The organism is Acinetobacter junii CIP 64.5 (genome assembly GCF_000368765.1).
Classification (GTDB): Bacteria; Pseudomonadota; Gammaproteobacteria; order Pseudomonadales; family Moraxellaceae; genus Acinetobacter; species Acinetobacter junii.
Map to the genome: position 1 here is coordinate 27,535 of NZ_KB849654.1, position 15,822 is coordinate 43,356.

Here is a 15,822-nt window from a genome sequence, read left to right on the forward strand (position 1 = left end):
AAGAAAAGAACATTCGAATTTCTGAGCAACAACTTTCATCTGGCAGCATCCACCATTGCTGCAATTTATAAAGACCGCTGGAAGATTGAGTTATTCTTTAAAGCCATCAAGCAGAATTTAAAACTGAAGTCATTTCTAGGTCGAAGCCGCAATGCGATACAAACGCAAATATGGATTGCATTAATTGCCTATTTGCTGGTGAACTTCGCTAAACACATGGCACAAGAAGGATGGATTGTTCAGCGTTTACTGAGAATTATTCAGGTCAATTTATTTGAAAGGAAACTTTTAAGGTCACTCTTTGTGCCTGATAAAAAATGGCGAAAACAAGAAGAACCTCAATTGAGGTTCTACTTGTGATATTTGTGGGACAGCAGTGCCATACACATACTTCTTTTTTTATTTTATAGATTGATGATATGTAAATAACTTTCTCAGAGAAGCATGTTCTAGATAAAAATTTTACCCACCAAAATACCAATGCACTACTTTAATCCAAACTTTGAACTACATTAAAACACCCAACCTATTCTTGCATTTTAATAATGCAAATTTACTGGTATGACCTGTTCAACCACAGGTTAAAATTGGCACAATTCTCGCTTAAGACTTATTAGAAATTTATAGTTCTAAAATTAGGGTCTAAAAGATGAATATTGCGATTGTAGGTGCAGGTATGGGCGGTTTAACTGCTGGTATCGCTTTAAAAAAATTTGGGCATCAAGTCACGATTTATGAGCAAGCAGCTGAAATATTACCTGTAGGAGCAGCGATATCACTCTGGTCGAACGGCGTAAAATGCCTAAATTATCTTGGTTTGACTGAGCAAATTCAAACTTTAGGCGGACAAATGGAATCATTAGCCTACATCGATGGCCTGAATAATCAAACCATGACTCAGTTTGATTTAACTCCTTTGTATAAAAAAGTTGGACAACGTGCCTACCCTGTTGCGCGTGCAGATTTACAACAACTTCTCATGGAAACATTTGGCTTAGAAAATATTAAACTAGGAATGAGAATGACCGAGATTGAAGATCAGTCTGAATATGTCAGCATTCGTTTTGCCGATGGTTCCGAGATTCAAGCTGATCTATTAATTGGTGCGGATGGAACCCACTCCATCACACGCAAGTTTGTACTCGGCCATCAAGTCGAACGGCGTTATGCTGGTTATGTCAATTGGAATGGGCTGGTTCAAATCGATGAAAAAATTGCACCGGCACAACAATGGACAACCTATGTCGGTGAAGGAAAACGTGTCTCACTTATGCCTGTAGCAGAAAATCGTTTCTATTTCTTTTTTGATGTGCCTGTAGAAGCAGGTCTACCCAATCAACGTGATCAATATAAAACTGAGCTGAAAAAATATTTCAAAGATTGGTGTTCACCTGTGCATCAACTGATTGATCGTTTAGATGAGCAAAAAACCAATCGCGTCGAAATTCATGACATTGAACCTTTTATGAATTTTTATAAAGGTCGTGTCGTTTTACTTGGCGATGCAGCACACAGTACTACCCCAGACATTGGGCAAGGCGGTTGCCAAGCAATGGAAGATGCTATTTACTTGGCACGTGCTTTGCAGATAAATACTTTTGGGCTAAGTGATGCACTAGAAAGATACCAAAACAAACGTAATGACCGAACCAAACAAATGGTATTACGTGTTCGTAAGCGTTGTGATGTAACGCATATGAAAGATCAAAAAGTGACTGAAGAATGGTATCAATCACTCTATACAGAACAAGGTTCGCACATCATGCAAGGAATTATTAGCAATATTGTGGGAAATCCTTTAGATTAATAACATAAAGTTTTAACTCCCCCCTTCAATGGGGGCTTTTTTTTTCTATTTTTAATTTTCAGAATTATAAAATTAAAGTGACTTCAAAAAGTCTATACGCTGTTTCAACAGCGTGACCTGACAATCAAGATTAAAAATCATCGTTGAGGGACTATAGCCACTATCAACACTAACAAAATCACCACACTGCTGATCTTTATAATTAAACCAAGACTTCTGAGCTGTATCTAGCTCTTTTTTAGCTTCAGTTTGTTTATAAACTTTTTTATAGATTGTATTTAGCTCAGTCCTCAACCTTTTTACTTCTTTGTCTAAACATTCTGTAGCTTCAAAAGAATTAGCTGATTTAGCACAAATCTGAGCAGCATAAATTTCTGAAGACATGGCTAACGTTAAAATTAATAGGCTTTTTTTCATCATTATTTTTTCAATCAAGATAGTTGTTGATAAATTCAGATAAAGTCTAACCTAATTTTAGAAATTATTTAGAAATAAAATTAACTTAACATACATATACTCTCTTTTTAGACAATCGAAAGCACTCTAATTGTGTTTTTCTAAATTTTTAAGAGCTCAATAACAAATCACTTCTAAGTTATTTAGAATACTGTTTTATCTTTTCTCAAATCAAAGCTCACCTAGACCTATTCAAAAATGAATAAGAAATTTTTTAATGGTTGATGTTTAAAATGTGTGATGGATTTAGAAAATCAAGCCACTTCAGTACCGTTATGAGTGGCCAGAATTAATAGGTAATGTTGTTGTTTCGACCGATTTTTTGGCGAAAGGTAAATGATTAAATAAAATATTGAGCAAAATAGCAGTAATACATGCTGAGCTAATTCCAGAATGTAATAGGGTACTAACCCATTTTGGAAACTGTGCATAGAACTCATGGATTGCAATCGGAATCATTCCAATTGCCAATGAGGTTGCGACAATAATCAGATTTTTATGATCGTTATAATCAACTTTTGCCAATGTGCGGATACCACTTGCGGCCACTGTGCCAAACAATACAATACCTGCCCCACCTAATACTGGCATTGGAATAGCAGCGACTAACCGCCCAACAATTGGTAATAAGCCAAGTACTACCAGAATCCCTCCAGCAGTAGCTACAACAAAACGTCTTTTGATTCCTGTAATTGCAACCAAGCCTACATTTTGTGCAAATGCGGTTTGCATAAACGAACCAAAAATTGGGGCAACTGCACTAGATAACATATCAGCGCGTAAACCGTCTCCAATCCGTTTAGAATCAACTTTGCTTACAACAATTTCACCAATTGCGATAATGTCTGCTTTAGTTTCAGTCATAATAACTAAAGTTACGATCACCATAGAAAGAATGGCAGTAAATTCAAACACTGGCATGCCAAAATGGAAGATATGAGGAAAAGCGAACATTGAACCGTTAGCAACTTTGGAAAAATCTGCAAACCCAGCCAATGAAGCGATAATCGTTCCTAATACAATCGCCATTAAAATTGCCAGACGACGCATTAACTGACTTTTTAACATACTGAAAATAATGACAATCGCTAAAGTCATCGCAGCTAGGCCAATGTTTGCTGGATCGCCCCAATTTTCAGCTTTGGGATTACCCCCATCATCCAACGAATCGCAACGGGTAATAAAGAAATACCAATCATGGTAATTACACAGCCAGTCACCACAGGAGGGAAAAAACGAATAATTTTTGAAAAGAATGGTGCTAGTAATAAACCAATCAATGACGCAACGATGACTGCGCCAAATGCTGAAGCTAATCCTCCACCTGTGGTGACAATTGCCAAAATTGTTGCAACACCAGCAAAAGATACCCCTTGAACAATCGGCAGTTTTGCACCGAAATGCTTAAAGCCCAATGTTTGTAACATTGTTGCTATGCCTCCAACAAAAAGCGCAGCAGCAACCAACAAACCTATTTCCGAGGCTTCTAAACCTGCGGCAGCGCCAATAATGATAGGTGGTGCAATAATTCCACCATACATCGTCAGCACATGTTGCAGTCCATAAATGATGTTTTATTCATTCCTAAATATTGATGTTCTGCAGATACGCTTGCACGAGCTTCACTGTGCATTTTATCGTTGTGCATGTAATTTTCCTCTATAAAAATTCTTTGTTAATGCATGGTGTACCTAGCTACCGCGATAGGTTGAATAGGAAAATGGACTAATTAATAAGGGCACGTGATAGTGCTGATGGATATCTGATATTTTAAAATCGATACAAACCTTTGGATAAAAGCATTCAACATCTATAGATTTAAAATAATTCTCCACATAGAAAACTAGTTGATAATTTCCTTGTATAAATGAATCGAGATTAAATGCTTTAATACGACCATCTATATCAGTTAACTGTTTATCTATAGAAAAATAGCCTTGTGACGTTTCATGTAATAATTCCACAGAAACCCCTACAGCAGGTTTACCTAATGCAGCATTTAGAATATGTGTACTTATACCTGCCATTATTGAATCTCCTGCTTTAAGCGAATTAATGCAATTTCACTGAGTTGTTGTTTAACTTCTTGCTGCTCTTGTTCAGCTGAATTTTCTAAACGTCGATTGAGTTCTGTTAACATTTCTGTACCTGAACGCCCTGCTGCTCGAATCAAAAAAATATGACTAAATTTGTGCTCGTAAGCTAAATTGCCCTGAAAGAGTGCTTGTTGAATATCTTGATCTACACCGAGCTGAGCCTGTTCTTTTTGTGAAAACTGCTGCTCTCTTTCCGATAAAGTCATGGCAGCTTTTTTTTCACCAATTCGTGGATGTTGTGCCAGTGCTTCTAATATTTCTGACCATTGCCATATTCGAGCTTGTAAAGCAGCCGCTTGATATAATTCTTCAGCTGAACCAAAAGGGTCTTTGCAGAACAATACTTTCAATCCATGATGGAATATGAACGCATGGTTTTAATGCTTCAAATGCTTGCTCATCATTTAAAAGATTAAATCTTTCTAAATTCATTGTTGCTCCAAATTATTTCATTGTCAGACTGGTCTGACCAGATAATTTATATTTAAGCAATGAACATGCCAAGACTGAATTTTATGGATTAATTGATTTTTGAATTAAATAAAATTAACAGTTAGAAAAATCTTAAATCAATGTTCAATAATTTAAAAAATTGTGATGTTTCATCGCTATAAAAGCATTGTTTTTTCAAGTTCACGTGATATTCACAGCGCAGCATCTAACATGAAATTAAAATGTAATTGGATGATAAATATGACACTCTTAAAAACTCTAGCAATATCAACACTTACCTTGATTTCGCTTGTCGGATGTAAAAGCATACCAAGTTATACATCTGATTATCGTCAAGCTGATAAAAATATTACGGGTGTGGCTCTCGATCAAGAAAAGGCACAAATGATTGGTAACCGTTTTGTGAATGCCTTTAATACTTTAGGTACACCAGATTTTGTTAAGAATGCCAGTGAATTATATGCAGATCGTTTATTTATCAATGACACACTTTCTCAATTTTCAAATAAACAAGACCTAATCAAACACTTTGAAGGCATGAATAAACGTGTGAGTAATGTCACGGTTAAACTTGTGAGCGCCACACATCAACGTGACTCTGCTTATATTCATTGGTATATGGCATATGACTTTAAAATGTTTGGTCGAACCAAATCTATGGCTTCATATGGTGTCACTCAGATGAAAATAAATGGTTCAAATCAAATCATTTTCCAACAAGACTATTGGGACCCAGCAAATGGTTTATATCGCTCATTACCATATGTCGGAAGTGGTTATTCTATGATCTTACCGTTCAAAAAATAGTTTAAAATTCAGCCCCCTTTAAGCAGAAAATAAATTATGGAAATCAATTTATTATCAAAACAATTAAAACGGATTAAGGGTTTAATTGTTCTAGCGCTGATCGATGCCTATGATGGTTCGATTCTCGAATACTTTGGTGATGAATTTTTCAATATTGATTTAGCTGCTGCTGAAGGGGCAAATTTACTCAGCTATCAACGACAACTGATGGCTGAGCTTGATTCAAATGATTACTTAGAAGGTGTCTTGGTCACGATGCGCGATCAATATCATATCGTGACGCCATTGGAAACCAATCATACGCTTTTCCTTTATGCTGTTTTAGATCGTACCGACACAAATCTTGCTTTCGCACGGTATGAGATACAGCAAGTTGAACGAAACCTTAATTTCTATACCTATTAAGCTCGGTCTATATAAGGCTAGATCTACATTTGAAAACTGAGGATTTGTTATGTTTTACCACAGAAAAATCATAGTGCTCTCAAGTGTACTATTTCTCTCTCTCGCAACAAATCTTAGTCATGCAAGCACTCAATTTTGTAAAAACGCACCGATTATCGTGACTAAAAAGAATGTTGGTACAGTCAGTTATTATGCTAGTGACTGTAGTCAAAAATGGGATAATCAAGATATACAGCTCGATTTCATGTACACACGTGATATTCCAGAATGGGCTTTTAAAAGAGCAGCCACTCATTTCCTCAAGAAAAATGTCAGCAATTTTACGGATAATTCTGCGTTGAATAAAATTACATCTTTATATAAGCCTGTCCGTAAAGGCGATCTCTACTCGTTAAAATATAATCATTCTAATCAAACACTTTCACTGTCTTTAAATCAAAAACCACTTGGGAAAATCACGGATACTGAAGCCAATCAGTACTTTAAAATTTGGTTTGGAAGCCAGCCATTTAATGCTAAATTAAAGCAACAATTACTAAATCAATAACTTGACTATTATTATGAGCAATCAATTTATTCTGATGGTTGAAGATCACTATGAACTTGCAGCAACAGTGTGTGAGTTCCTAGAAGAGCATGGCTTTGTGATCGATCATGCACGCAACCTTGATGCGGCACGAAATTTTCTAAAGAACCAACCCTACCATTTGCTACTTTTAGATATCAACCTTCCAGATGGTTCAGGCTACGACTTATGTGAATGGCTTAGAAATGATCAAGGTAAAGATATTCCTATCTTGATGTTAACCGCGAGAGATACCTTAGATGACAAATTAAAAGGTTTTACTGCTGGAACAGATGACTATTTAGTTAAACCTTTTGATTTTAATGAATTAGTGATGCGTATTCGTGCGTTGATTAAACGATCTCTTGGAGAGGTTTCTTCTAGTAAAATTCAAATCCATGATCTTATTTTAGATAGTTCTACCCAAACAGTTACCCGTGCAGGTCAACATATTGAGCTGCCAAGAATTCAGTTTAAATTACTCAAAATTTTGATGCGCAATTCACCTAAAGTGATCACTAAACAAGAAATTATCATCGAACTATGGGGAGATGAAGAACCTGAAAGTGATGCTTTACGCAGCCATATCTATAACTTACGCAAAATGGTCGACAAACCATTTGACCAAAAGTTAATTCATACCGTCTCAGGTGTTGGCTTAAAAGTCGCTTTTGAAGATTATTAAACTCAATTCATATACACCACAACGATTAAACCCGTTGTGTTTTCCAGTTTGAGATATTTGCGTGTGCTCAAATAATATTGTCGATCAAATAGCTCAACACGCCAGCCTAATTGATTACAGAGTTTTTGCACCAACTGTAATCCGATACCATGCCCTTTTGCTTTAAGTTGCAGTTGAGTCGTATTTAATTCTTGAACTTTGGAATCATTCGGCATCGTGATTCCAATGCCATTATCCGCAATCACAATACTATTTTTACGTTGAATAATATAAATGTTTGAGCCTTGGGAATAATTCAGAGCATTACGCAGGATATTGCTCAGAACCATTTTAGTCATAGATGGATAAATCATACGAGGAAATTCTTGAGGATCGTATTGAACTAGAATCTCCATTCCTTTGCTTTGACTCACTGGATCTAAGTCACTTACCAAATCACGAATGATCGTTGATAGAATCATTTGTTCAGCGGTTAGCGTGTTCGTGGTGTTTCGAGCAATAGCCAATAGCGTATCAACCAACAATTGCATATCTTCGATGGTATTCGAAATTCGATTTAGTGATTTATCTTCACCATATTTCGCCTGACAAAGTTGCACATTGCCTTTCAAAATCGTTAGCGGAGTACGCAATTCATGGCTCACATCACCCGTAAACTCTCTTTCTCGATAAATAAATTCAGTTAAAACTTGATGATATTTTTCCAGCGCTTGTTTTAGATATTCCGCTTCTAAATTGCCATTGGTACTTATACCTTGAAACGGCGATGCTTCTTTATTTTGATGCGCCCAATCAATATGTTCTAAAGCATTGGCTAATCGGGTTATCGGTGAAAAATAGCGTTTAGCACGGCGGTTGGACCACCATAATATACTGTAAAGCACAATTAGGCTAAACATTAATGGTGCAAGTCCGAACATCCATACAATTTTATTAACGTTACTTTCGCCAAAAACCAATAAAACGTGCTGACCATTTCGCTCTCCGTAAACAGTCATACGTTCTTTTCCATCCACAAAGATGCGCTGTACACCTTGTTCTAAACGTTGTCCTTTAAAAGCAGCGGGCGGCATTGCAGTGTTCCAACGATAGCCGTACAAATTCTTTGTGTCTGGTAAATCTGCATTTGGATTACGATCGACTCGAAGCCAATAATGTTCCATCTCTTGCTCGAGTGCAGTTTTAAGTAAAGAACCCTTAATTACCCATGCACTACACGCAATACCAATAATGATTGAAAGTGCGATCAGACCTATTTGCAACCAATAATGACGATTAAACATCTTGCTCAATGGATGTGTATTCACGCCATGATTTTTCGGTTTTAACATAAGCTGATCTGCAATAAACAATAATTAATTATACGACTTTCTTATTGAACAGGAAGTGACCAATCACCCACTCTTGCCCTTGTTCAAATCCAAATAACTCTGCACAAGCCATAAAGAATATACGCCAACGTTGCCACCATGCATCTGCATCTTGTGCATAGACTTGCTCAAACAAAGGTCTTAACTCATCAGCATGGCGATCCATATTTTCTAGCCAAGCATTCGATGTTTTTTCATAATGTGTGCCTGACCACTGCCAATGCTGCGCAAGCTCTAAATGATCTTGGAAATGTAAGAATGTAGACGTTGATGGCATCAGACCACCCGTAAAAAAGTAACGTGACATCCAGTCATATTCACTTTTGATTTCAAAAGGATAATGTAAGAAACGATGACAGAAAATATGACACCACAACTTACCGTCTTCTTTAAGCCAAGACTGAATTTTCTCAAAGAGTTTCTGATAGTTTCTAACGTGTTCAAACATTTCAACCGAAACTACACGATCGAACGTATTGGTCTTTAATTCAAGCATATTGACATCGCAAGTGATGATTTGAATATTATTCAAATTACGTTTTTCAGCTTCAGCTAAAATATGCTGGCGTTGAGTTGCAGAATTTGAAACACCTGTGATCTTCGCATTTGGATAACGCTCAGCCATCCATAGGGTAAATGATCCCCAACCACAGCCCAATTCTAAAATCTCTTGACCATCCTGCAACTGTGCACGATCACTATATATTTGCAGTGCAAATTCTTCGGCTTCATCTAGTGTGGTGCGCTCATGTGGAAAGAAACAGGCACTATATTTCAAACGTTTCCCTAAGACAGCCTGAAAGAAAGCAGTCGGCAACTCATAATGTTGCTCATTGGCTTTGTCTGTTTCAATCGCAATCTCACTGTGCTTCAACATATTGAGCACGTCCATATAACGCTGTGCACCTTGCTCAGGATGATAGCGCCCTTCTTGAATCAAACGCTTTTTACTCAATGCACGGATTGCTGCACGAATCGCCTGATCTGGAACTAAACCGCTTTCAACGAGTTTTAAAGATTTTTGAATAATAAAGTCCATGTGCAGTACCTACTGTTTGGGTTTCCACGGAATAAACATTGAAGTTCGTTTTTGATAATCGAGATAATTTTGACCGCGATTTTTTAATGCTTGTTGCTCACTAAATGGAATACCCGTGATGTAATACAAGAATAACCACATCAAAATTGGATAGATCCACAAGCTTAATAATCCTGCCGCTACTCCTATGATGGGATAAGCAAACCAATGCAACCATTCAAAGAAATAGTTTGGGTGACGTGAATATCTCCATAGACCTTGATCCATTGTTTTGCCATGATTTTTAGGATTTTGCTTGAAACGATATAATTGTTGATCTGCAACCGTCTCACCGACGAATGCAACAAACATAATTAGACCTGCAATAATCAGATAATCATTGGTATCCATGCTCCAAGACATGCTTGGCACATTGAGCAAGCTCCACATCGGAATGCTAAATAAAATGGCTAATCCAGCCTGAAACATGAAAAATAGAAAGAAACCAAAATGTTGATATTTGCCCATTGCTCTACGCATGTTGGCATATCGACGATCTTCTTCATGCTCAGCTAAATAACGACGGAATAGATGCAAAGTTAGACGCAAGAACCATATTGAACTTAATACGCCGAGAAACAATCTGACATTTAACGGAGCGATCTCAACAAACAATGCTGTCAGAGCAGTATTTAAAAAAATACAAAAGCTCCAAGCGACATCTACAATACCTGCACGATGGTTAACTGTTGCCCACAACCAACACAGCGTCATTACTACGGCATCAAGTAAAAATAATTGCCACAACATAACCACCTCATTGATGCATTAAAAAATCTTGGATTTTTTAATAAGGGCTTGCTTCAAATAGAAGATGCACATCACTGATCACGCCTTCTTTAAAACCTCCTTCGCAATAACAGAGATAGAAATCCCACATCCGAATAAAGTTCTCATCAAATCCTAAAGCCAAAACGCGTTCTTTGGCATTTAAGAAACGCTCACGCCATTGATGAATCGTTTCTGCATAGCTCAAGCCAATATCTTCAAGATGTTTTAAGCGTAACTGTTGTTCAGATGCCGCTTGTGTTAAAACGCTGATACAAGGGATAAAACTTCCTGGGAAAATATAGCGTTTAATATAATCCACGGTATTCAAAGCTTTTTTATAACGTGCATCTTCAATCGTAATAGCTTGAATCAATCCCAACCCGTTCGGTTTTAATAAGGATCGGCATTTATTAAAGTAAGTCGATAAATATTGCTCACCCACCGCTTCAATCATTTCGATCGAAACCAACTTGTCGAACTTGCCTTCTAACAATCGGTAATCTTTGAGTTGAACATCGACACGATGACTAAGGCCCGCATCTGCGATACGTTTGGTTGCTTCATCATATTGTGCTTGAGAAATCGTAATCGTAGTCACTTTACAGCCATAATGCTGAGCAGCGTAGATCGCAAATCCGCCCCAACCACTACCGATCTCAACCAAGTGATCCATAGGTTTGAGCTGTAACTTCTGACAAATCAGTTCTTTTTTATAATCCGATGCTTCTTCTAAAGTCATATCTTTGTGCTTATATACTGCACTGGAATACATCATTGAAGAATCAAGAAAGAGTTTGAAAAAGTCATTGCTCAGGTCGTAATGCTCTGCAATATTTTTTCGACTTCCTGACAATGAATTTTTACGTGTTTTGTACCAAGCTTTTAATACAAGTTGGCTGGCTTGAGAAATCACATTCTGATTAATCTTATCAAGCACATGACGATTTCTCGCCAAAATTTGAATGACTTCAACGAGGTGTTCACTGCTCCAATAGCCGCGAATATAACCTTCAGCTGCACCAAGTACACCGTTTTTAAAAATCAGATCGATCAATTCTTTATTATGAATATCTATCGTAGCTTCTAAATCTGAAAGCTCTCCCACGGTGCCATTCCATTCTCCACGAAAATGAATTTGACCATGACGAAGTTTGAGCAAGCTCCGAAGAACCAAAGGCAGTGAATCGTGTTCACCGAAAATAAGCGTTTTCATCATGTTGTTTTAAATCCTTATCTTTTTTAGGGTGCCGATAAAATGGAACTTTCTTTCGCCATAGATGAAAAGCTTGAACATAGATCGAAGCTAACATCTTGAAAGGTTCAAAGATATGATAAATAGCATAACGATTCAGTTGTGAAGGAACTGTGATGCTGGTTAAAGTGAAACGCATCGTTGCATCAAAGATAAATTTATCTGATTGATAAAGCTGCATATGAATCACATTTTGTTCATCTGAAAAGTTAAAGCACCATTTATAGTGAATATCCATCGGCATAAATGGAGACACATGAAAACTCTTTTCAAATTCGAACTCATAACTTTTGAAATGACTGTGCTCTTTTAATTTTTGACGGCAGTCATGCACATAAACTTTACGTTCATTCCAAGGGGTATTGGTGATTTCACTCAATATGAAAACAGGTTGTTTTTGAGGATTGAGTACAAAATAAAAGATGACTGAATTAAAACTAAATCCTAAAGTTCTTGGCAATGCGAGCACACGAATTTCTGATTGAGTCGATAAAATCGTGTCCACTTGCTGCAAAAGAATTTTCTTAATTCGCTCTCTGATCGAACCTGTATAACCTTTTAGAAAATCATTTTCATAAAGATTTAAGATATTCCAACGCGAAGTTGAACAAAGCCATGAACGATCTAGGTTTTGATCGATACGATCTGGATCAAAGCAAAAATAGCTCAAACTAGACTGAAAATCGTGTGCTTTGGGATGAAAGCGCCGATGTCTAATCTGAGCTTTGGCTATGGAAAGTGAATCTTCAAACATGTGATCACCTCCAAATTAGTCTTTAATTTTTAACAACTTATCTACTACACGCTGAGCACTTCTCGCCCCATCTTCATGAAAGCCCCAACCCCAATATGCTCCACAGAATGAACTGCGGTTTTGACCATTGATCAGTTCCCAACGCGCTTGTGACTCAATTGCTTTTTTATCAAAAACAGGATGTCGATAATGACGTTCGACATAAATCTTATCATTCGCGATCGGCATATTCGGATTCAATGTAGAAAATACCTGCGTTTTACAAGGTAGATTCTGCAAGCTGTTCATCCAATAGGTAAATCCATAGTGTACTTGATGAGCTTTGCTATTTTTTTCAGGTTTTTCTTGAGCAGTGACATGCACATGCCAACTGGCCCATTGAGATTGACGCTTCGGCATAATCGAAGTATCGTGATGTACCACCATAAAGTTATCTTGATAATCAAAACAACCTAATACATCTCGCTCATCTGCCGAAGGATTTTGAATAAGCTTTAACGTATCATCAGCATGACTCGCAAACACAACCCAATCAAAAGTTTCTTGTTCTTGATTTGTGACAATATGAACTAAATCATTTTCACGAATCACTTGTTGAACTTGCGCTTTCTTCCAAATAATCGATGGGCAAGTTTTTTGAATCGCTCGTATATAAGAAGCTGAACCACCTTTTACTGTCTGCCATTGTGGTCGATCAGCCAACTGCAACATACGATGATGTTGAAAGAAACTGACCACAAATTTGTAGGGTATCTTCCCAACTTGATCAACTGGACTTGACCACAGTGCGCCACACATTGGATAGAGATGTTCTTCTCTAAAAACCTGGGAGTAGTCATTTCGATTTAGATAATCTTCAATACTTAACTCAGCATCACATTGATCCACGACAACATCTTTATTCTCCTGATAAAACCTGATCAAATCAGACAGCATCAATCGAAAGTTCTTATTTAAAAAATTTTTCGGACGAGTCAATAATGACCATTTTTTAGATGGATTGTACTGTAGACCAGTGACCTGATTATTCACAGAAAAACTCATATCACTATTCTGTGCTTGGACACCAAGTTCAGCAATCATTGCACTGAATAAAGGATAGTTATAGTCATTAAATACAATAAACCCACTATCTACTGCAACATTCTGTTCATCAATCCAAAGATCGTGGGTGTCAGTGTGTCCTCCGAAATAATTTTCTTTTTCAAAGATCGTGACTTGATGCTGCTGTGATAATTTCCATGCGGCATACATGCCTGAAATACCTGAACCTACAATTGCAATCTTCATCAAGACTTCTCACTTTGAATTTTATTCGCGTTCATTTTTAAATTTTGTATTTGAGTTTTGTACGCATCATAAACGCGCTCAGGTACTGGTTTGATCGCCCAAATGAGACCTAAAAAAGACATCATTTTTAAAATGTAATAAGTAATATCGATTTGCCACCAGAAAAAACCTTGTCGCGTGCTACCTGCATAATAGTGATGATTATTATGCCAACCCTCGCCCAATGTAATAATCGAAAGGAATAAGTTATTTCGACTATTGTCATTAGTCTCAAAATCTCGGCTTCCATACAAGTGAGCAAGCGAGTTAATACATAAAGTTGCGTGAATCAACAAAACTGTTGAAACCACAAAACCCCAAACCAGCAATTGCAAACCTGATGTACCTAAACTTGGATAAGCAACTGCTAACCACTCACCCAAACCATAGATTGATAAAGCAGTCAGTAACACAACGGGTAAACTAAATCGGTCTAACCAAACTAATTCTGGAAATTTGATCCAATCTTTGATGACCTCCTTTCGCGTTGTGAAATTCTGTTCATTTAGGAACCAGCCGATATGGCTATACCAAAAACCATGCTCTGATGAGTGTGGATCATGCTCTGTATCGGTAAAACGATGATGATAGCGATGATGAGCAGCCCACCATAAAGGACCACGTTGCGCACTCATCGTTCCAATCAAGACAAATATAAATTGCACAGGACGAGAAGTCTGAAATGTTTTATGTGACAAATAACGATGAAAGAATGCTGTAATCGCAAACATACGAATAAAATAAAAAAACAGCATAAACGCGACTGCAAACCAAGATACACCGACCCAGAAAACGGCTAAACATGCGATATGCAAAAAAATAAATGGAAGGATTCGCAACCATTGAATTTTAGTATCTTTATATGTTTTAAACGTATCAGACTCATTTGTCTCAGAAGTTTGTGTAGTTGACCAACTGTCTATCCATCGCAGAAAAAATTTAAACATTGATTCTTCCTGACCCATTTCTCTTGTAATTTTGATTTTATAAAATTTGGTATGAAATTTATGTGAAGATCAATTGTATAAAAAAATATTAGCAAAATGATCGTGTAAAATCATTTAAAAACAAAAATTTATTTATACTCATCAGCCTATTCCTAAAAATAAGCTAATCATAGAATTTCATTTTTTAAATATGACACTTTCTATAAAAATAGTACAGAAAGACTTGTCCAAATTAGGTAAACAGCGACACCAATTACCACAGTTGCAAATATCTTTTGCACTGTTTTTAGATCAATCAAATTAATGAGTCGTCGTCCGACCAACATCCCTAAAATGCAAGCAACCACAAAACTGATCGTTACTGAAACTGGATATTGGAAGCCATCGAGTACGTGGATAGAAATGCTCACACCGCCAATCAGAAAAATGATCATTAACGACGTTGCAACTATACTACGCATATCGAGATCCGTTGCTTTACGCAGCGCTGGAACAATGACAAATCCACCACCAACACCAAGCAATCCAGTCAACAAACCCGCAACCACACCAATAAGACCCAATACACTGGCTGTTTTCACATTCCAAATAAGTTTTCCAGTAGACTGATTGACCTTACATGGTGGATCTTCAAAATCATGAACTTTATTGAAGAAAATTCGATAGGCAACAACCATCATCACTAAACTAAAAGCTAGGCTTAACCATGTAGGAGAGATGATGTTAGATAAATGCACGCCATATCGAGCCGATGGAATACTAATCAAAGCAATCCATATTGCAGCTTTATAGCGTACGATTTTTTTCAATAAGCCTTGTACACTCCCTACAAACGCAGAAAGTGTAATTGCAAGTAGTCCGACAGGTGCAGCTTGTGAGACAGTCCATCCTTGACTCGCCATCAGTGCGGGAACGGCTAAAATTCCTCCTCCTGCACCTGTTAATCCAAGCAAGCATCCAATTGCTAAACCTTCCAAGACTAATAACCACATATCCATAAAGGACCTCATGAAAAATGAGATACACTTTTTCAAGTGTGAAAAAACC

The 15,822-nt window shown here is 37.1% G+C and carries 16 protein-coding genes and 2 pseudogenes; 6 read left to right on the top strand and 12 right to left on the bottom strand.

The window, feature by feature from the left end:
• Both F948_RS01690 and hpxO read left to right on the top strand, forming a co-directional pair.
• The coding region (locus F948_RS01690) for an IS4 family transposase (RefSeq protein WP_004959256.1) at positions 1-360 on the top strand (360 nt) is incomplete at its 5' end.
• A 289-nt stretch (positions 361-649) separates the two neighbouring features.
• Complete coding sequence (gene hpxO / locus F948_RS01695) at positions 650-1,807, top strand: FAD-dependent urate hydroxylase HpxO (protein ID WP_004959259.1); 1,158 nt, start codon at positions 650-652, stop codon at positions 1,805-1,807.
• 72 nt (positions 1,808-1,879) lie between these two features.
• Here the strand turns inward: hpxO and F948_RS01700 are convergent, their stop codons facing one another.
• The 4 genes and pseudogenes from F948_RS01700 to uraD all read right to left on the bottom strand — a co-directional run bounded on the left by F948_RS01700 (position 1,880) and on the right by uraD (position 4,791).
• Positions 1,880-2,227 (bottom strand): lysozyme inhibitor LprI family protein, encoded by a 348-nt coding sequence (locus F948_RS01700; RefSeq protein ID WP_004959262.1) that lies wholly within the window; start codon positions 2,225-2,227, stop codon positions 1,880-1,882.
• Between the two features lie 309 nt (positions 2,228-2,536).
• Positions 2,537-3,911 (bottom strand): annotated as a pseudogene (locus F948_RS01705) (nucleobase:cation symporter-2 family protein).
• A gap of 43 nt (positions 3,912-3,954) precedes the next feature.
• Positions 3,955-4,290, bottom strand: a complete 336-nt coding sequence (uraH, locus tag F948_RS01710) for a hydroxyisourate hydrolase (RefSeq protein ID WP_004959281.1) — start codon at positions 4,288-4,290, stop codon at positions 3,955-3,957.
• Positions 4,290-4,791 (bottom strand): annotated as a pseudogene (uraD, locus tag F948_RS01715) (2-oxo-4-hydroxy-4-carboxy-5-ureidoimidazoline decarboxylase). The gene uraH and the pseudogene uraD overlap by 1 nt, the downstream one beginning before the upstream one ends.
• A gap of 261 nt (positions 4,792-5,052) precedes the next feature.
• Between uraD and F948_RS01720 the strand changes: the two are divergent.
• Genes F948_RS01720 through F948_RS01735 form a run of 4 tightly spaced genes read left to right on the top strand, consistent with a single transcriptional unit; the run spans position 5,053 to position 7,274 of the window.
• Positions 5,053-5,619 (top strand): nuclear transport factor 2 family protein, encoded by a 567-nt coding sequence (locus tag F948_RS01720; RefSeq protein WP_004959294.1) that lies wholly within the window; start codon positions 5,053-5,055, stop codon positions 5,617-5,619.
• 36 nt (positions 5,620-5,655) lie between these two features.
• The gene (locus tag F948_RS01725) at positions 5,656-6,024 is read left to right on the top strand and encodes a roadblock/LC7 domain-containing protein (RefSeq protein ID WP_004959297.1); all 369 of its coding nucleotides are present in this window, start codon (positions 5,656-5,658) and stop codon (positions 6,022-6,024) included.
• Between the two features lie 49 nt (positions 6,025-6,073).
• Positions 6,074-6,571: a chalcone isomerase family protein gene (locus F948_RS01730; protein ID WP_004959300.1), complete on the top strand. Its 498-nt coding sequence runs from the start codon at positions 6,074-6,076 to the stop codon at positions 6,569-6,571.
• A 13-nt stretch (positions 6,572-6,584) separates the two neighbouring features.
• Positions 6,585-7,274, top strand: a complete 690-nt coding sequence (locus tag F948_RS01735) for a response regulator transcription factor (RefSeq protein ID WP_004959303.1) — start codon at positions 6,585-6,587, stop codon at positions 7,272-7,274.
• A 2-nt stretch (positions 7,275-7,276) separates the two neighbouring features.
• Here the strand turns inward: F948_RS01735 and F948_RS01740 are convergent, their stop codons facing one another.
• From F948_RS01740 to F948_RS01775, 8 genes are all read right to left on the bottom strand, one after another.
• Complete coding sequence (locus F948_RS01740) at positions 7,277-8,605, bottom strand: sensor histidine kinase (protein ID WP_004959305.1); 1,329 nt, start codon at positions 8,603-8,605, stop codon at positions 7,277-7,279.
• 28 nt (positions 8,606-8,633) lie between these two features.
• A complete protein-coding gene (locus tag F948_RS01745; protein ID WP_004959306.1) occupies positions 8,634-9,683 on the bottom strand; it encodes an SAM-dependent methyltransferase in 1,050 nt (349 codons plus the stop codon).
• A gap of 9 nt (positions 9,684-9,692) precedes the next feature.
• Positions 9,693-10,472 (bottom strand): DUF1295 domain-containing protein, encoded by a 780-nt coding sequence (locus tag F948_RS01750; protein WP_004959307.1) that lies wholly within the window; start codon positions 10,470-10,472, stop codon positions 9,693-9,695.
• 37 nt (positions 10,473-10,509) lie between these two features.
• Positions 10,510-11,709, bottom strand: coding sequence for an SAM-dependent methyltransferase (locus F948_RS01755; RefSeq protein ID WP_004959309.1), 1,200 nt, complete (start codon positions 11,707-11,709; stop codon positions 10,510-10,512).
• On the bottom strand, positions 11,684-12,499 hold the full coding sequence (locus F948_RS01760; protein ID WP_004959312.1) for a DUF1365 domain-containing protein: 816 nt from the start codon (positions 12,497-12,499) through the stop codon (positions 11,684-11,686). Before F948_RS01760 ends, F948_RS01755 begins: the two co-directional genes overlap by 26 nt.
• 15 nt (positions 12,500-12,514) lie before the next feature.
• Positions 12,515-13,789: an NAD(P)/FAD-dependent oxidoreductase gene (locus F948_RS01765; RefSeq protein WP_004959314.1), complete on the bottom strand. Its 1,275-nt coding sequence runs from the start codon at positions 13,787-13,789 to the stop codon at positions 12,515-12,517.
• Positions 13,789-14,775: an acyl-CoA desaturase gene (locus F948_RS01770; RefSeq protein WP_004959315.1), complete on the bottom strand. Its 987-nt coding sequence runs from the start codon at positions 14,773-14,775 to the stop codon at positions 13,789-13,791. The genes F948_RS01765 and F948_RS01770 overlap by 1 nt, the downstream gene beginning before the upstream one ends.
• Before the next feature lie 200 nt (positions 14,776-14,975).
• A complete protein-coding gene (locus F948_RS01775) occupies positions 14,976-15,773 on the bottom strand; it encodes a sulfite exporter TauE/SafE family protein (protein WP_004959321.1) in 798 nt (265 codons plus the stop codon).
• Between the last annotated feature and the right edge of the window lie 49 nt (positions 15,774-15,822).